Below are 17,454 nucleotides of genomic sequence, written 5' to 3' on the forward strand. Positions count from 1 at the left end.
TTTACCACCTTATTTCGTTTTCCCATGCCGAGAAGATGGGTATATAAAGCCAAAGGTTTCGGGACTACACAATATCCAATTTTATCCGAATGAGCTTCCTAACAAGATTTGCGCGCCAGTGGATCGCTGGCGAGACGCTGGATGATGCCATAGCGCAGGCGAAGAAAAAGAACAATGCTGGGATACGCGCAATCATCAATTTCCTCGGGGAGCATGTAAAAGATGAGGCAGAAGCGGATAATAACGTAGAGGAGAACTTGCGGATACTCAGAGCGATAGAAGAATCAAAAACCAAAGCTTCGCTCTCCATAAAGCCAACGCAGCTCGGACTTGATATCGACAAGAACCTCTGTTTATCGAAGGTAGAAAAAATCGTCAGCACTGCATCTTCAAAAAACATCTTTGTCTGGATAGATATGGAGAATTCGCCTTATGCACAGGGCACCGTTGATATTTATCTTGAAATCATTAAAAAGCATAAGAACGCGGGCATTGCGATACAGGCTAACCTGAAAAGAAGCGAAAGCGACATAGCGAGGATAGCTGCATCAATGGGTATAATCCGCCTGGTCAAGGGTGCGTACAGTGAGAAAATGGAGATAGCATACACAAGCAGAAGCGATATAACGCGCAACTTCTCAAAGCTTATGGCATACCTGTTCTACAAAAGCCCTTTTTTTGCTATCGCAACCCATGATGATAGATTGATTAACGAAGCGATCGAGGCAAATAAAACCCATCAAAAGAGGCTTGAGTTCCAGATGCTCATGGGAGTGAGGGATGAGCTTAAACGCAAGCTTGTAAGAGAAGGCTTCGCCGTTGTTGATTACATCCCTTACGGTAAGAACTGGTTCCCCTATACTACGCGCAGGGTAAGGGAGAGAAAGAGGAACATACTGCTGATACTGAGGTCTGTGTTTGATATTTAATAGTCTTACATGAGCCTAAAGCAAAATCAACAACGAACTGGTACGAACTCGTACTAACTCAGGTCGTCGTGAGTTCGTATTGAGTTCGCTGTGAGTTCGTTGTTAATTTCTTCAACGCATCGCTGGCTCACAAAGCGATATGACGGCGCATCGGTTTTGTGTAAGCGCCACAAATTAATCCTGTCCAACATTACCTTCGCCTGTAATTTATTATGGAGATAAGCGTTTGATTTGCTTAAAATTAGAAAATAAAAAATATTATCAAATTTGTCACAGGCTCACATTTCCTCTATTTTCTTCACACTCATCAGCGGATAATCCTGCCCCTCATCATACACAAGCTCTGCCTGCGCTATCGTATTCTTATACAATATCTGCAAGCTCACATTCAGCATCCGCCCTTCCAGTTCGCAGTACTTGAACTTAGGGTTCAGCTTCTTTTGCACCATCTCGCGGTCGATTGAAACACTGATGCTCCTGACGTACGGCTGAAGAGCCACGCTTTGCTCGATTGTCCTTTCAAGGTCGTCTATCGTCTCAAGACTGATGGGCATGCCGACGAACTGGTGATACAGCGCACCAAGTTTTATTCCAGCTTCAAACACAGCCCTGTCACGTTCATTTACTTCTGCCATAAAACCTCCTTCCTGCCGGGATCAGAATGTACACAAATGCCAGCACAAATAAGAACAGGGATACAAGCTTAACTATCCCTGCATAATTCAGATAAAAACTCGCGATATCTATTGCAAGAAGTATTCCCATGGGCGCCAGAACGGACAGCTTTTTTATTTTGGGATAACCTATCGTGCTGACCATGAGCAGGGATAAGAGGACAAGGAGAAGGGGGAATACGTATTCGAAATACCGCAGATAATCCCTCATAAGAAGGAACAGGGCGACGATAAAACCGCCTGCTGTTATGGGAATTCCCTCAAAACCGTCTTTTTTTCCTGCAACATTGAACCGGGCAAGGCGCAGTATGCCACAAACCAGGAAAAATCCTGAAAATACCCATGCCGCCGGGCTACCGAGAAAAACAAAAGCCGCAGTTGCAGGCGCAACTCCGAACGCTATCACATCGGCAAGCGAATCAAGGTTAGCGCCAAGAACGCCCGTGCCTGTGTACCTTGCAAATGCACCGTCCGCGCCGTCCGCTATTACCGCAAGGAGGATTAGAACAAGAGCCTCATCGACCCTGCCCTGAACTATCATTATCACGGATGCGAAACCGAGGAGCGCGTTTATCAATGTGATTATATCCGCAGGCTTGATAAGTTTAATGATGTTCTCGCTCATTTCTACCTCTCTCTATGCCCTTATTTTCTCTTTTCTCATTGCGATTATGGTCTCGCCTGCTTTTACCTTGTCACCCGGTTTAGCCGTAAACTCGTATCCCTGCGGTATTATCACATCCGCACGTGAGCCAAAGCGTATCATACCGATGCGTTCACCCCTTTTTACATAGCTTCCTTCACTGATGTAGGATACTATGCGCCTGGTGAGGATGCCAGCGATCTGCGTCAATTCAAGTATCCCATGCTCTGTATTTATTACTACATGGTTGCGCTCGTTTACCTGTGAATCCTTATTGAACGCAGGAATATATCCGCCAGGTTTATAATCGATATGTGTGATCGTGCCTGCAAGCGGAGCGCGGTTCACATGGACATTATGTATGTTCATAAAAATGCTGATAGTCCCGTTTTTTATGGAGATCACCCTGCCGTCCGCCGGGGAGACAGCATCATCCTCATCCCCCGGAGGCTTGCGCTCAGGGTCGCGGAAAAACACGAAGAAAAAGAGCGTCAGGACGGCTCCGATAATGAACAGGAATAGAAAAAAATAAGATACAAGCCCGCCGGAAAGCGTTGAGATATATGCCATCACAGCGGTGAACAGAAGTGCGCCGCCGATCCATGGGAGCGAGCCTTTAGCCACCATGCTTGAATATGCCTCCGAACAGCTTTAAAATACCATCTATCATGTCCAGGATCTCAGGAAGGATTTTCATAACAGCATAGGCTATCAGGAACAGTGCCATAAGAGAACCTACCTTTGCTATCACGGTATGCGCAATATAGAAACTGGTTTCCGGGTCACCGAACCAGGTCATCCCGTACGCAGCGACTATGAAAACGTTCCTTATCAGGTTCAAGCCATAAATCACGGGGACCGATATAAGGAAGGCTGCCGCCTGCCGCTTGAACGGCGCATTGGCACTTGCGATTATACCGGTGAACAGGGCTATGCTTTCGATGGCTGTACATGCAAGGATGATCTCGACCTTGTAACCGTTCACAGCTATCAGGTTCCAGTCAACCCTTGTCATTGCAATCCCGAAAAGCGAGGCAACCTGGATTGTCTGGCCAGACACAGTAGATATGAGCCAGGTGTTCATCGCCTGGATTTCAGAAAATGCGAAATAAGATATCCCGCCTATGGCCGCGGCAGTGGTAGCCATGAAAAGCGAAGTCGTGGTACTTACGCCATTTATGTCCCTGAGTATCCTTTTATCCTGCCGCATCAGGATATAGCCAATAAAAATGCAGATAACAGCGGTGAGTATGGTCAGGGCTACATTGACATAGTCTTCCACTTCAGCGTAATGCTGCCACTGGAAAGCCCAGTGCACAGCGAAAAAAGCCCAGCCAGCGCCCGCAACGGTGAATTTGAGTCTGTAATTCCTGGGGATGATCGAGGCTATTATAAGCAATCCAAGCGCCAACCAGAGGATATTTTCTATCATATAACTGACCCTATAAACCATAGGGGAGTATATAGTTTTTATCAGGGAATTTAGCATTTTTATCAGGAAAGAAATATTTTCTATTCACTTACATCAGATTATATTTATACATAATAACATGAATTAAAGAGATTATATGAAAAAACTTTACGAAAGGTTTATCAAACGAAGGGGTATGGTGTTGTGACCATACCCCCAGACCGGATAAAGCGAGGTGTCGCTAAACCTTTAAGAAAGGTTTATCAAACGAAGGGGTATGGTCACAAGACCATACCCCCAGACCGGATAAAGCGAGGTGTCGCTTTATGAATATACTAAGACGAGGGCGGCTGTCTGTAGAGCCGGACAGGGATATTAATAACTTCACGTCATCCATGGAAGCTGATAAGCGCATATTCGATGCTGATATCGAAGTGGACAAGGCACACGTGATCATGCTGAGGGAGCAGAATATCATCAGGGCAGATGATTGCTCGGCTATCCTCTCAGGTCTTGATAAATTAAAAAAGGAAGGCATCTTGGCCCTGGATACCTCCTACGAGGACGTCCATATAGCCCTTGAAGCACGGCTTATAGAACTCGTTGGCGAGGACACGGGCGGCAGGATGCATTCAGCCCGTTCAAGGAACGATGAGGTGGCTGCGTGTATCAGGCTTTCACTGCGCGCGGAACTCTTAGACCTGATGGAAGAAGTACATGACCTTGTCTCTGCAATGGTCAATACCGCCGCAAAGCATCATGAGACCATCATGCCAGGGTACACCCATACCCAGCATGCCCAGCCCACCACGCTTGCGCATCATCTATTGGCGCATGCCGGTGCTTATCTGCGCGACCTTGAACGGTTAAAAGGTGCTTACGAGCGAACGAACAGGAATCCTCTTGGTGCCGCTGCGTTCGCGTCCACAGGCTTCCCGGTGAACAGGAAGAGAACAGCAGAACTTCTCGGATTCGATTCCGTGATTGAGAATTCGATGGATGCTGTAAGCACGCGTGATTTTATGATCGAGAGCCTGGGCTGCTATTCCAACCTGATGACAGACCTGAGCCGCCTTGCGGAAGAACTCATCCTCTGGAGTTCGTCAGAGTTTGATTTTATAGAACTGGACGATAAGTACTCATCCACTTCATCAATAATGCCGCAGAAAAAGAACCCGGATATCGCAGAACTCATGCGTGCAAAGACGGGGACCGTCGACGGCGCCCTCATGTCGGTGTTAACGATATGCAAAGCTCTTCCATATAGCTATGACCGTGACCTTCAGGAAGCCACACCCCATCTCTGGCGTGCCACGGACAATGTAAGGTCTTCTGTGCGCATGGCTCAGGGTATGATAAGTACCATGAAGATTAAAAAAGAGAACCTGGAAAGCGCGCTGGATAAAGGGTTCATGACCGCTACGGAGCTTGCGGACACCATTGTTCGCACCACAGGTATCCCGTTCAGGACAGCACACCACATCGTGGGCTCATGCGCCAGATCCGGGAAAATCCCGACACTTTCGGATATTGATGACCTCTCGTTGAACATCCTTAACGAGAAATTAAGCGACAGGGGTCTTTCTGAAAAAGATATCCTGGAAGCCCTTGACCCTATGGGGAATATTAAGAAAAGAAGTGTTCAGGGCGGTCCTGCACCGAAAGAAACAAAGCGCCAGGTAACCGTGATAGGGAGAAAGCTGGCAGGGTTCGGAGAAGGTATCAAACTTATCAGAAAAAAGATAACCGAGGCATCGGTAAAACTTGAAAAAGCCAGCCTTCAGTATTCCTGAATAAAACACCGTTCTCAAAAATATACTATGAGAAAAGATTAATATCAAAAATAATCCTACTACTGCCGTACTAAAGAGGCAAATATGACTGAGGAAACCACCGGGATTACAATAATTGCCGAGGAGAAAAAAGAACAGAACGCGGTCACTGTACCCCAAATTAACGGCAAGCGTGCTCTCTGTGTAGCCCTGCCTTTATCAGGGGGAAAACCATTAAAAATGACAGGTGATAACCCGCATGAGTTTATACCTTTTCTAAAAGAATCATCTATAGCCTGGTTAAACTTTCCTGTAGAAGACATAAAGAAAGATGCTGATATCATTGCGATGTCTCTGGGTTTCAGTTCTTCCCTTGTGCCCACGCTTTTCTCCAGTTACCTGTCAGCATACGAAGACCGCGACACTGAAATGGGGTTAATGCTGCCTGCCGTGATGGTTAAGAAGTTTGATGTCCTTATCAGCCCGGTATTGATTTTAATAAGAAAAGACCTGATAGTCACGATCCATGCTGAAAACGTAAACCGCCTGATACGGCTTTCCCGCTATGCCGATGCTTTCATGAGAAAAATCAAACCCAACCTCACGCAAGAGGATAAATTGTCAATAATTCTCACAAGGATTATCGATGAAAATAATAACTTGAATTTTGAGCATCTGCGAGAGCTTGAAGCGCAGGGAGATGAACTGAGCAAGAATCTTCTTGACCCGATGGCGTCAAGAGGCCTGATCGCGCCGGAAATATATAATATGAAACATGCCCTTATAAGCTACCTGGATACGCTCTGGGCTACCCTTGATGTCATTAACTCTCTCCGCCATGGTGATGCTGAACTCATTACAGATAATCCCAAGCTGCTGGCCCGCATCGGGATACTTTCAGACGATGTGAACAGGCATATATCGCTCAGCGAGCATATGTCAGAGGTGCTCGCTTCGGGTCTTGAGGTGCTCCAGAGCATCTATAACAACCAGCTCCAGATATTGAACAACAGGCTTGCTTTTGTTATGACATGGCTTACAATACTGGGTACGGCTGTGCTGGTGCCGAACACCCTTGCGACTATACTCAGCAATCCCGCCTTTGCCCTTGGACCTGAGGACAGGGTATGGTATTCGGTTCTTCTCTTTGCGTCCACGGTACTCGCAACATGGGCTGCCTACTGGTGGGTTAAAAAGAAAAGTTTGCTGCCAATCAAAGTGGACTGATTATTTTTTTGAAAGGGTATTTGCAATTATCAGGATTGCCAGCAGCACTATAGCTATTATGACAAGCATGAGGAGCATCGTGGTCAGATCCACTCCGCCTGCTGCCGGTGTCTTCGTGGCGACCGGGGTCGGATGTGCAGTTTCTGTTATAGCCGGGGTTGTCTCTGCCGGGGTTAATACTGTTGGCGCAGACGTGGCTGTTATGCCGGCCGTATCTCCAGTAGTGATTTTCACTATACCGGAAGGATTAATCCCCGCATATGAGAACTTCCTGCCGTCACTGCTGAACGACGGGCCTCTTTGCCTGTAATCACCATCAACGAACAGCCTTTTATCAGTCCCGTCCTGGTTTATTGCAAAGATCTTTTCACCTGATGATGTCAGGTTTTCGTAAGAAACGTATGTTATGATGCCGTCCGGTCCCCAGACCGGGTAATTCTTCTTTATCTCGTCAAAGGTAAGCTGTCTTTTAGCGGTCCCATTTATATCTACTATGAAAAGCTCTTCTTTCAGCTTGTCATTGTACGATACGTACACTATACTTTTTCCATCAGGACTTATGTCGGGGCTCCACTGCCTTGAGTCATCGTTAAGTACCTGCCTCTTTCCTGTGCCGTCTGAATTGATGATATACATTTTTTGTCTTTGCACCTCATCAGGCGCCGTATATGCCAGAGACTTACCATCAGGACTCCATGATGGAGCGGCCCATACAGGCGGTTTATCTTCAGATGAGCTGCCCTGCCTTGTATTATCCGGGATGAGCCGCTTGTTATCGGTGCCGTCCGGGTTCATTACGAATATCTTCTCAAGCCCGTCTTCTCCGAATGACACATAGGCGATTTTATCAGGTCCCCAGGCGATTCCCCACTTTTTGTTGGCACCGCCGGTTAGCTTTGTTTCCCCGGTACCGTCCGCGTTTATTACAAATACCTGCTGGTCGTTGGCATCATCATAGGCAATATAGGCTATCTTCGTCCCATCCGGGCTGAGAGCAGGGTCCCATAGCTGGGTTTCCGCTATATCGAGTTTCCTTAAATTTTCTATGGAAACCAGAGCTGCTGCGCTGGTGGCAGCGAGCAATATGATGAGAATCCCTAGTGACGGTACTTTTTGCATAAGCTTGAATTATATGTGAACCATGATAAATGTTACTCAATATTTATATTCCAAGGGCTTTATTTGTCTTCTTTATCGAACTTGCCCCGTCTTTTTCAATCTCAAGCATTGCCCTGATAGCGTCCACGTTCTCAGGAACGACATCGGCTTCCTGGTGTATCGCCTGGAAGAAGTAAAGTTCGCCCTTGTTTATTGCAATCGAATCCTTCCATACCACGTTCTCCCACATATCACCCCTCGGTCTTCCCAGGTCTTTTGCGAATTCCATCGCCTCGGCTGTTGATTTTATCCTGTCCTTGCTGCTCACAAGCCTTATGCGCGGCCTTTCTTTCAGGACATTTACGATATCATCTTCGGTGCATTTCTTTTTTAGTTCGATATTCAGCGCATGAAGGTGCATGAGGGTAGTGGAGGTCTTCACGGCCATCGTTGTAATATCGATATGCGGAAGGATCGAGTTCACATCAGGACCGTGGTGCGAAGGAAGCTTGATCGGGTCGGGGATGAGAGCGTTTATCGGACCTGTCTTTATGTCATTGGGGTCTGCGGCGCGCCTCATCAGCGTCACCCTGGCTTTCTTTACTCCAAATGCAGTATCAAGGGCGTATAAAACCCTTACAAGCCCGGTCGTGTTGCATGAGACGACCCTGGTAAAATCCCTTCCAAGAGCCTCGCTGTAATTTGCCTCAGAGTTGAATGAGAATCCTGTCAGCTCATGCTCTTCCCCGCCCTGCCAGATAGCCTTGACCCCGTGCTTTTCATAGAGCTTTTTGTATTCCTCCCCGGTATCGCCGGGCGTTGCATCTACCACTATCTCCGCTTCGTCCAGTAACTCGTCAAGTGTTCCGCTGACTTCCATCTTCGATTTCTTGAAATCCTCTATATTCTCTTTTGCAGCGGCATAAAGTGCATACCCCTTGTCCTGCGCGATTTTAGCTTCAAAACTCGGTCTTGTCTTTACAATACCGACGATTTCCATGTCATCCTGGGCTGCTACCGCGTCTGCCACACGTTTTCCTATTGTTCCGTAACCGTTTATCGCTACTTTCGCTGTCATCTTTTATCTCCCAGCTTCACATTAATTATCAATCTATTATAGCTTCCTGTTTTGTTATATTAATATCCTTTATTTTACCTGTAACGGTCTTTGTTTCACCCAGCATACCGTAGAGTTTGATAGAATCCCTGTCGGCAGTTATCCTTACGACATCTTCCATTATGATATTTCCTTTATGAATTACCTTCAGTTCGCACATGGTTGCTAATTCAGCCTTGTTGATATTAAGATTTATCATACCCTGCAACTATAATGGAGTGGAGACTTTGATATTGCCGAACTGAAGGGACTGATAATACCGGACAATACCGTGATGGAGGAGCACTCTATTATAGTGGACGGTGACGTCCTGGTCGGAAATTATGCAGAACTGGGCTACGGCATTATTGCAAAGACCGTAGTGGCAGGGGAGCATGTGAAGATTACAGGCAGCATACTCAGTGAGAATGATATTCGGATTGACCTGTGGTCTGAGATAACAGGGGATGTAAGGACAAAGACCGATGCATATCTTGGCGAATTTGTCAATATTTCGGGGAAACTCTTTGCCGCAGGCAACCTTGATGTCGGGAACAATGTGAAGATAAACGGCGGCTATGAAGTAAAAGGATGGCTTGTTGTCCGCAATCCCCTGCCTGTCGTCATGTTCATATTCTTCTACATGATGGCTTTGCTGCGCCTGGGGAATGAGGAGGAGGTCGAAAAGGCGCTTGAAGAGATGTTCGCGGATGATGCGCCATCGGAAAAGCTCATGTCAATACCCAACAGGACGAAGATTAGCCTTGAAGCCATTAAGACCACCTCGCGCGCCGTGATTGGCAGCCACTGCCGCCTTCTGGGCAATGTCCGCGCCCGCTCAGCCTCGGTAGGGAACCATGTGACAGTGTTTGGCAGTATCCGGACTACCGGCAGCATCACTACAGGCGCAGCCTGTACCATACACGGGAACCTTGACTCAAGAGAGACTGTGAAGATAGGAAGGAATTGCAGGGTTCTTGGCAAAGTGACAGCGAATTCGATAGTGGTGCATGAAACTGCAAAGGTCGACGGGAACCTGATATCTGCAAATGGCGTGACTGTAGAGAAAGATGACCTTGAGGGTCTGAATGATACTGAAAAGAAGCTGTTCTACGGGTTTACGATGCTGGAAATTACCTGATCTTTGATGGGAAATTTTACCCGGACTGTCATCCAATAATTTTAATTATGAGCTATTTGTCTATTATAGTGCACCATATATCATTATATTAGGCTATAGCTATGCGGCGCATTAAGTTGGTTTTAGAAAAGTAATACATATGAATCTAATTTTAGATGGTTGGGGTATACCCGATCCCGACTACATTTACGACCCATAGGATATACAGTTTTCATTAATATTGTAATGGCCATATTCAGGTTCCTGCAGATTTCAGCCTGAACCTACGGCTTTTCGGGATAGAACTGCTTATCTTCATGGAACAGGTATTTCCGTATTAACAGGCTTGCGCTCTGCAAGACGCACATTAAGCAAGCGAATGGTATAACGCACGCCGGCTTTATTCGTTATCCCTGTAAGCGCAAGGTCTGTGTTCTGGTATTGCCGGGGGACATCTATTATTTTTGGAGGATTCCTGAGCCAGTGAAGAGTTTTTCAAATTACATATTGTTTCCTTGAAGCATGTATTGAATTATTGGTTCGTGGCATTATGCTTTATTATGATCGTTATTACTTTATAATATACAAATAAACTCAAAAAACAGCATGATTTATAGTTTAAAAACTATAATCCTAATACACTGTAACGCTCTTCACGCCTTTTATCCTCGTCAGCGTATTCACAAGCTCACCGCTAACCCTGCCCTCGATGATAATCGTAAGCATGGGATTTTCAGTAAGGTAAGGGTCATCCGATACAGCCTGCCTGATAACTACCCCGTGTTCGGCTACAGCGGTCGCCACAGCACCCAGCAGCCCTTTGCGCGCAGCATTGTCAGGCAGGATGATTATGACGCCAAGACCGAGGTATGGCGCAACATCCCTGAGGAACGGGATCGTCCTGACATTGCGGAATATCTGCATAAGCTGCGCATCGTTCAGGATCGTCTCACAGGTGGCATCGACCACCCTCCTGTCCACCCCGATCTCATTTGCGATCTGGGTGTGAGGTATTTCAATATTTCCTGAGACAACCCTGCCTTTGTCATTTATCTGGAAACCTCTCTCTAAAAGCAGTCTTATCACCTTTTCCTGTGCGGGATGGCTTTTGAATTTTTCCTGGATTACACTCCACATTATTTCTATAATAGTTGCACTTAATACAAATGTTTTATGCCACCAGGCCAATCTATGAGATAAGCGCCAGGCGATATTGTTCTCATTGTCTGCAGCTCCGGAAGATGACCGAAAAGTACTTAAGATCGGTCGATAGAAATATGTTCGTAATCTAACGAATATTAACGAATATATCAGATAAAAAATGAGGAGATAAAAAAGAAAAACATGAAAAAAGAATTCCAAACCCGACTTGAGAATGCAAGGACGCTTGCAGATATCTTTGAAATTGTGAAGGACGCTGTAAAGGATAGCATGGGAACGAGCCGCGGAGGGCTCATGCTGGGACTTGCGAACCTGGGGAATGACCCGCAGGGATTCATGGGAGCTTTCTATCCTGTGGGTTCCAATATCATTGTGATGAACAAAGTACCTCTTGAAAGGATAAAAGAAACTGACCCGCAGCTCTATAAGCCCTATACCTTCCATGTCATGTTGCATGAGTATTTACATTCGCTTGGATACCTGGATGAAAATATGGTAAGACAACAGGTATATAAGATATGTAAAAATATTCTGGGAGATGACCATGCAGCTACCCGGTTCGCTGCAGATACCACCAGCTTCTTCAAGAATCTCGTATATCCTGGCGCAGCCTGGAAAGCTGACGAAACGAAACTTGAGCTTGTGTACGGCTTTGACAGGTCAAGTGCCAGCTACATAGCTTAGGATTAGTGTCCGGAATACTGCTATCAATCAACTTTTTACTTATTTTTTAAACAATCGGCAACCAGGCAGAACTATTTTGCAGAAATACATATATACTAAATTCTCTATGTTAAGCCCCGAGGTAATAATGTGTTTTTAGTAGGCGAGGCACTAATCGGTGAGGAACCGGAACTGGCTCATATTGATTTGATCATCGGAGAAAAAACAGGTCCGGTCGGACAGGCATTTGCGAACGGATTTACACAGTTGTCAATGGGACATACGCCTCTCCTGTCTGTCGTCAGGCCCAACCTGCTTGCAAAACCTGCCACGCTCATAGTGCCGAAAGTAACTGTGAAGAATATGGCTCAGGCAGCACAGATATTCGGTCCTGCCCAGACCGCGGTGGCAAGAGCTGTTGCGGATTCAGTCCAGGAAGGGGTTATACCGGAAGACCAGGTCGAAGACCTCGCGGTCGTGGTCAGTGTATTTATCCATCCAGAGGCAAAGGATTACAATAAGATATACCGCTACAATTACGGCGCCACGAAACTTGCTGTAGAGAGAGCGATGCAGGGATTCCCGGATACCAAGACGCTCATGTACGAGAAAGACCGCACCATGCACCCGATCATGGGATTCAAGGTAATCAGGTTATGGAACCCGCCATATCTGCAGGTCGCCATAGATATACCTGACGTTGATGCCGTGAAAAGCATAATAAAACAGATACCCCAGAGTGACCATCTTATTATCGAGGCAGGGACGCCGCTTATCAAGAGGTACGGCGTGAACATCGTCCAGGCTATAAGAGAGGTGCGCCCCAATGCATTTGTGGTGGCTGACTTAAAGACGCTGGATACGGGCAACCTCGAGGCGCGCATGGTTGCGGATGCCACAGCGGATGCAGTTGTGATATCCGGACTTGCCCCGGCATCCACTATCGAGAAAGCGATAAAGGAAGCAAAGAAGACGGGCATCTATGCTGTTATAGACATGCTGAACGTTGAAAAACCGCTCTCCGTGTTAAAAGCGCTGGGCATAAAGCCGGATGTGGTTGAACTTCACAGGGCGATTGACACTGAGAACAAAGCAGAACATGCATGGGGAGACATACCTGCCATGAAGAAGCTATCGGAAAGAATGCTGGTGGCTGTCGCCGGAGGCATCCGCGTGGATACTGTCAGGGAAGCCCTCAAGTCAGGCGCTGATATTATCGTAGTCGGACGTGCTATCACCAAAGCCAAGGATGTCCGCTCAATGACAGAGCAGTTCCTGGAAGAACTCAGGCAGCCTGAGATAGACCAGTACAGGATAATGACCGACTTTTAGTATTGAAGTGTATGAAGTATAGTGAAGTTATAGCTACACTATACTTAAATTATTTTTCTGAAATAATTACCCTGTATATACAGGGGTTCAAACTACATACATCATGTACAAATAGAAAGCTTCATATGTACAGAAGAACCCATTATACTCATTGGTAGTATGCTACGGTACCAAGGGGGAACACTCAATGAAAGCTGATACGGGATGTACACTTGCCGATTTAAAAGGTAAGTATGGTGAGGAAGCTATTGTTGTAGGTATTGGGGGGCTGCTGATAGGTTCCACGATAACCCACAGCGAGATAATTTCGACCATATCGACAATGATCATGAGAACTTTTGAAATGATGGTTATAACGTTCCAGAATAATCTTGTCGATTCGGGCACAGGTAAATTGATAATTGCAAGCACAAGCCCGGGCACTATTCTGATATACCAGAAAAACAAAGAGAGTGCAGGAATGAGAAAAGAAAGAAGCAGGTGGGAAATAATCGAAGACATGCTTAAAGTATTGATAGAAGAGAAGAATATGAAAAAGACAAGGATCATGCAGAGGGCATGTCTTAACTGGAGAGATTTACAGAAATATTTCGACTTCTTGCTGGAAGAAGGCTTTATAGCAGAGTGCACGAACCCCGGAAAGGGGAACTATGGGATAACAGAGAAAGGAAGGGAATTATTGAAGAGATTGAAGAATGTTGAGGAAATATTACGCTAATATTTTAGCTGCAAAAATTTCAGTCCCGTGCACGTAATCCGCAGCTCCTCATTTTTTTTATCGATAAGTGCCTGTTTTTGGAGGAAGCAGAGCACTTCATTTAACTTATGCGCTGGCATGGGAATAACCTTTTTTATTTCATCAAGGCTATGCCAGTTTATGTCTTGAAGTTGCTCCAGTATTCTATCGATAGAGTTCATGATCATAATTAAATTCCGCGTTTATAAACTACGTTTTTTACTATTATATATAATTTATAGTTTATTTGCTATGTACGGCGTATATGTATTGTCCATATGTAACCTTACTATGTAGCGTCACTACATAGTCCCGCAATATTCTCAGACTTCTTAATGTTTTTTAAGGTAGTAATAATATTGATTGGTTATACCACAATTTAAAATCCCCCGGAAATCCCATCGGGAACCCGGAGGCCAGAGAGTTCTGGAAAAGCAATGTGGGGAATAAGGGCTGAAATGGAGGAAAAAAATTGGACAAAAGATCGATTACAGCAGTGATATTCTCGGAATCCAGACTGTGGAGGATTCTGGGAATATTGATGCTCATATCTATCTTGGGAGGATGCATCGGTAAGGAGAATAAACCGAATGCGGAACTCACTGCCCAGGAAGATAACGGTGGTGGACTGACGTTGGTGCAAAGTGCCCCGGACCAGAATGAATCCGTTAGCATCAGTGAATCAAAGAACATCAGCAAACTGAAACCAAACTCAGTACGTCTGATTCTCCGGCCTAAGGAGCTTAACAGGACAGGCAGGCTTCCTGTAACGCTACAGATCACAAATCCGAGGCTGAACGAAACCGTTACAACCGTGTTTAAGCCCGGTTCGGGGAAGGAATGGTACAACCAGACCAATATAACTTACATTTCCAACAGCAACTGGACTCAGAATTTCTCTATAAAACCGAATAAGAATACCAGTTATGTCCACATGTTCGTCCAGATTTCAGATAACGGTACTGTGGTAAAAAAAGCTGCATGGAATCTTTCCTGGGGGGTGCCTGTCGAGAAGGCGAAATAACTGGGTTCAAGTCCCAGAGGCACATTCGCTCGGTCAAATCGGGTCGGCAGTCCCTGCGGCAGCAGAAAGTAGTCCCTGCGGCAGCAGAAAGTGGTCCCTGCCACCGCAACCGAGTTGAAACATATACAAATATAAAAGGAGGAAAAATATGAAGAAAGTTTTGATAGCATTACTGTTAATGTCAACAGTAATCGGAATGACAATGCCAGCAATGGCAAATCCGCATATTAAGAAGGTAGTTAATAACGATCAGGACGCAACGAACTGGGCAACCAGTACGATAGCTCAAAGCCAGGAAAATTCAGGTGACCTGGTCAACAACAACGCACAGATTGCCCTTGGCGGCGATGCCAAAGCAAAGTCTGAAGCAAATGCTAATGCAAATGCCCAGGACCAGAGCAGCCACGATGTCGGAAGCGGCGATGATTCAGAGGATAATATCGGCGGTCTGGATAATTCCGGTGCGACCAATGTACTCTCTGGAAATGCGGGCTCTCTCGCTGCTGCAGATGGTGGAGATGCAGACAATGGTGATAACTTCCAGGAAAATTCACTCGTACAGATCGCCACTGCAGAAATAACAACCACACAGGACATCGTTCAGATAATCGATGAAGTCGAGGAACTCGTACTGACTATCGAAGATTCTGCAATCGTTGAAGGCAATGAAGTAGAAGATGAGTCAGCAATCGTAGCATCCGGCGACGAAGAGGCAGAAATAAATCTGTAGTCGCAGAATAGCGATGCAGTTGCATAATCAAAGACGGCTCTAAGGTATAGGGGAGGGGAAACTTCCTCTATCCTTTTTGTTTTTATGTAGAGTCGTCAAAAATTGGAGGTGAGTAGCATGAAAAAGATACTGGTTGTGCTGGGAGTGATCTTAATACTTACTATTCCCGCACTTGCAGATGTCGGTCAAAAGGCAAGACTGAACGGCGAGAATGCGGTGATAGTTAAGGTAGATCAGATTGCCTGGAATTATGGTTCCGGAGATATAAACCAGGATATGAGTGTGCAAGTAACAGGAAATTACCAGATGATAGACCAGGACAGTATGACGCTTTTAGGTGGATCACTTATTTCTGATTCCGATTATTCAGCCTTTGTAAACAATACAATGAAAGGGCGTAATGTTATCAGGATTGATCTGGACCAGTACGGGAATAACTCAGGAAGCGGAAGCATTGGCCAGAGTATTAATGTTCTTGTAGATAACAACGTACAGACATTGAGTCAGGATATTATAGTGATTATCGATTGAGGAGTGGGCACTATGAAATGGATTTGTCTGTTGGTCGCGGGCCTGATGATATCGGTCAGCATAGCTGTTGCGGATGAAGAACTGAGCTCTGCCCAGCTATCTCAGATTGCTGTAGACAGGATTGGTGATTCAAGCCAGGAGGCAGATATTTCTGGCTTTGATGAAGCAGAATCCAGCCAGATAGGTTACTCCTCTGATGGAATTGTCACCCAGACCATTTCTTATGAAAACATAGGGAACGGAAGCATCCTGCAATGGGGAGAATCCGGAGATATGAAATATAAAGAAAGGTCATTTTATTTTGACCAGATAGGAGATGAAATCAACACAACGAACTGGATAAATGGTGATGTGAATCAGACGATCTATATCAGGAACTCCTCCAACCTGTATTTGAAGCAGGTCGTAGGAGGGTTGAAGAATATCCTCTTCCCTGACCAGCAGACTGCCCAGGTAGAAAGGGAGAACGGAGCATGGTGGTTCTGCGGTAAGGCGGTGAACAATAGATCAGGATTACCTCTCTGTGCCGATAAATTTGCAAAAAAGATATACGATGGGAAAGCAACTGAAAGTGATTTTTATAAGCTTCAAGCTCTTCAGGAGAACTACGATGTTTTTCCATCTGAGAACCTTACGCTCCATGTGATCCTTACGAAGTGGAACATGACCAGGACCGATGATAACAACCTCAGCATAAAGTTCCGCGCTTATAATTTTGGGAAAAAGACCTACAATGCCACGATTGTAATGGACCTTGTCTCGAAGGTCGATATAGTCAGTCTTGAGGGCAGTAGTGTCAATGCAGACAATACACAGAACTGGCAGATCAAGATGCCTTCGAAGCGGAACATTGAACTCGGCACTTACACAGTTCAATCGATGAAGGAAATAGATAAAGTAGTGAAAGTGCCCCTGGAGGATATAAAGGTGAACAGCATCGAGATGAAGGTTATGAGCGAATGAATAACGAATAAAAAAACGTGGGCGTTAGTAAAAAAACAAAGGCGAGCAATCAGGTAACAGCTAATAAATATCAAAAACCTGATGCTCGCCACTCATCACAGTTACCATCCATAAAATATCAGGCGCAACTGATATGGATGTGGAAATTTATTCCAAAAAGGAATCTCAAAGAGAAATCTATATATGCAGGCAGTTCATGTATAAACCAACTGGGATTTGGAAAATTATTGGTGCCAGGTATGAATGCTGTCCATAACTTTGGAAAGTAGGAATCAAGGCATTGGCCCATAAAAAATATAATAGCTAAGGGGGTTTGCCGATGAGCAATAAAAAGGTCATTATTA

General features: G+C 45.5%; 20 protein-coding genes. 11 read left to right on the top strand and 9 right to left on the bottom strand.

What is annotated here, in order from left to right; translation table 11 throughout:
- Window positions 1–89 precede the first annotated feature (89 nt).
- Complete coding sequence (locus MNV_RS14835; protein WP_096206728.1) at window positions 90–929, top strand: proline dehydrogenase family protein; 840 nt, start codon at window positions 90–92, stop codon at window positions 927–929.
- 278 nt (window positions 930–1,207) lie between these two features.
- Here the strand turns inward: MNV_RS14835 and MNV_RS14840 are convergent, their stop codons facing one another.
- The 4 genes from MNV_RS14840 to artA are packed head-to-tail and all read right to left on the bottom strand — an operon-like array spanning window position 1,208 to window position 3,678.
- On the bottom strand, window positions 1,208–1,564 hold the full coding sequence (locus MNV_RS14840) for a dihydroneopterin aldolase family protein (protein WP_096206729.1): 357 nt from the start codon (window positions 1,562–1,564) through the stop codon (window positions 1,208–1,210).
- The gene (gene pssA, locus MNV_RS14845; protein WP_096206730.1) at window positions 1,548–2,228 is read right to left on the bottom strand and encodes a CDP-diacylglycerol--serine O-phosphatidyltransferase; all 681 of its coding nucleotides are present in this window, start codon (window positions 2,226–2,228) and stop codon (window positions 1,548–1,550) included. Before pssA ends, MNV_RS14840 begins: the two co-directional genes overlap by 17 nt.
- A 12-nt stretch (window positions 2,229–2,240) precedes the next feature.
- Window positions 2,241–2,873 (bottom strand): phosphatidylserine decarboxylase, encoded by a 633-nt coding sequence (locus tag MNV_RS14850; RefSeq protein WP_096206731.1) that lies wholly within the window; start codon window positions 2,871–2,873, stop codon window positions 2,241–2,243.
- Complete coding sequence (gene artA / locus MNV_RS14855) at window positions 2,863–3,678, bottom strand: archaeosortase A (RefSeq protein ID WP_096206801.1); 816 nt, start codon at window positions 3,676–3,678, stop codon at window positions 2,863–2,865. Before artA ends, MNV_RS14850 begins: the two co-directional genes overlap by 11 nt.
- Before the next feature lie 305 nt (window positions 3,679–3,983).
- Here artA and argH point away from each other — a divergent pair, with 305 nt between their 5' ends.
- Together argH and MNV_RS14865 are read left to right on the top strand one after the other, a co-directional pair.
- Complete coding sequence (argH, locus tag MNV_RS14860; RefSeq protein WP_096206732.1) at window positions 3,984–5,450, top strand: argininosuccinate lyase; 1,467 nt, start codon at window positions 3,984–3,986, stop codon at window positions 5,448–5,450.
- An 84-nt stretch (window positions 5,451–5,534) separates the two neighbouring features.
- Window positions 5,535–6,656, top strand: a complete 1,122-nt coding sequence (locus tag MNV_RS14865) for a CorA family divalent cation transporter (protein ID WP_096206733.1) — start codon at window positions 5,535–5,537, stop codon at window positions 6,654–6,656.
- On the opposite strand, the gene MNV_RS14870 is transcribed toward MNV_RS14865, so the two are convergent.
- Genes MNV_RS14870 through MNV_RS14880 form a run of 3 tightly spaced genes read right to left on the bottom strand, consistent with a single transcriptional unit; the run spans window position 6,657 to window position 9,070 of the window.
- Window positions 6,657–7,775, bottom strand: a complete 1,119-nt coding sequence (locus MNV_RS14870) for a TolB family protein (RefSeq protein ID WP_096206734.1) — start codon at window positions 7,773–7,775, stop codon at window positions 6,657–6,659.
- A 43-nt stretch (window positions 7,776–7,818) separates the two neighbouring features.
- Window positions 7,819–8,832, bottom strand: a complete 1,014-nt coding sequence (locus MNV_RS14875) for a type II glyceraldehyde-3-phosphate dehydrogenase (RefSeq protein WP_096206735.1) — start codon at window positions 8,830–8,832, stop codon at window positions 7,819–7,821.
- Window positions 8,833–8,860: 28 nt separating this feature from the next.
- Entirely contained in the window at window positions 8,861–9,070 is a 210-nt protein-coding gene (locus MNV_RS14880) for a CooT family nickel-binding protein (RefSeq protein WP_096206736.1), read from the bottom strand.
- A gap of 96 nt (window positions 9,071–9,166) precedes the next feature.
- On the opposite strand from MNV_RS14880, the gene MNV_RS14885 reads away from it, so the two are divergent.
- Complete coding sequence (locus MNV_RS14885; protein ID WP_179294012.1) at window positions 9,167–9,991, top strand: polymer-forming cytoskeletal protein; 825 nt, start codon at window positions 9,167–9,169, stop codon at window positions 9,989–9,991.
- Between the two features lie 612 nt (window positions 9,992–10,603).
- Here the strand turns inward: MNV_RS14885 and MNV_RS14890 are convergent.
- Window positions 10,604–11,107, bottom strand: a complete 504-nt coding sequence (locus tag MNV_RS14890) for an amino acid-binding protein (protein WP_096206802.1) — start codon at window positions 11,105–11,107, stop codon at window positions 10,604–10,606.
- 207 nt (window positions 11,108–11,314) lie between these two features.
- On the opposite strand from MNV_RS14890, the gene MNV_RS14895 reads away from it, so the two are divergent.
- The 3 genes from MNV_RS14895 (at window position 11,315) to MNV_RS14905 (ending at window position 13,844) form a co-directional block, all read left to right on the top strand.
- Complete coding sequence (locus MNV_RS14895) at window positions 11,315–11,815, top strand: hypothetical protein (RefSeq protein WP_096206738.1); 501 nt, start codon at window positions 11,315–11,317, stop codon at window positions 11,813–11,815.
- A 129-nt stretch (window positions 11,816–11,944) separates the two neighbouring features.
- Complete coding sequence (locus tag MNV_RS14900) at window positions 11,945–13,126, top strand: bifunctional 5,6,7,8-tetrahydromethanopterin hydro-lyase/3-hexulose-6-phosphate synthase (protein ID WP_096206739.1); 1,182 nt, start codon at window positions 11,945–11,947, stop codon at window positions 13,124–13,126.
- 187 nt (window positions 13,127–13,313) lie between these two features.
- Window positions 13,314–13,844 (top strand): DUF4364 family protein, encoded by a 531-nt coding sequence (locus MNV_RS14905; RefSeq protein ID WP_096206740.1) that lies wholly within the window; start codon window positions 13,314–13,316, stop codon window positions 13,842–13,844.
- Here MNV_RS14905 and MNV_RS14910 read toward each other — a convergent pair.
- Window positions 13,841–14,044 carry a hypothetical protein gene (locus MNV_RS14910; protein ID WP_143311819.1) on the bottom strand — a complete coding sequence of 68 codons (204 nt, stop codon included), beginning with the start codon at window positions 14,042–14,044 and terminating at the stop codon, window positions 13,841–13,843. The two genes, MNV_RS14905 and MNV_RS14910, sit on opposite strands and share 4 nt — an antisense overlap.
- Before the next feature lie 290 nt (window positions 14,045–14,334).
- On the opposite strand from MNV_RS14910, the gene MNV_RS14915 reads away from it, so the two are divergent.
- From MNV_RS14915 to MNV_RS14930, 4 genes are all read left to right on the top strand, one after another.
- Window positions 14,335–14,886: a hypothetical protein gene (locus MNV_RS14915; RefSeq protein WP_096206742.1), complete on the top strand. Its 552-nt coding sequence runs from the start codon at window positions 14,335–14,337 to the stop codon at window positions 14,884–14,886.
- A gap of 148 nt (window positions 14,887–15,034) precedes the next feature.
- Window positions 15,035–15,616, top strand: coding sequence for a hypothetical protein (locus tag MNV_RS14920; protein ID WP_096206743.1), 582 nt, complete (start codon window positions 15,035–15,037; stop codon window positions 15,614–15,616).
- 117 nt (window positions 15,617–15,733) lie between these two features.
- A complete protein-coding gene (locus MNV_RS14925; RefSeq protein ID WP_096206744.1) occupies window positions 15,734–16,147 on the top strand; it encodes a hypothetical protein in 414 nt (137 codons plus the stop codon).
- 12 nt (window positions 16,148–16,159) lie between these two features.
- On the top strand, window positions 16,160–17,110 hold the full coding sequence (locus tag MNV_RS14930; RefSeq protein WP_096206745.1) for a hypothetical protein: 951 nt from the start codon (window positions 16,160–16,162) through the stop codon (window positions 17,108–17,110).
- Window positions 17,111–17,454 lie beyond the last annotated feature (344 nt).

Origin of the sequence: Candidatus Methanoperedens nitratireducens, assembly GCF_900196725.1 — an archaeon.
GTDB classification, from domain to species: Archaea; Halobacteriota; Methanosarcinia; order Methanosarcinales; family Methanoperedenaceae; genus Methanoperedens; species Methanoperedens nitroreducens_A.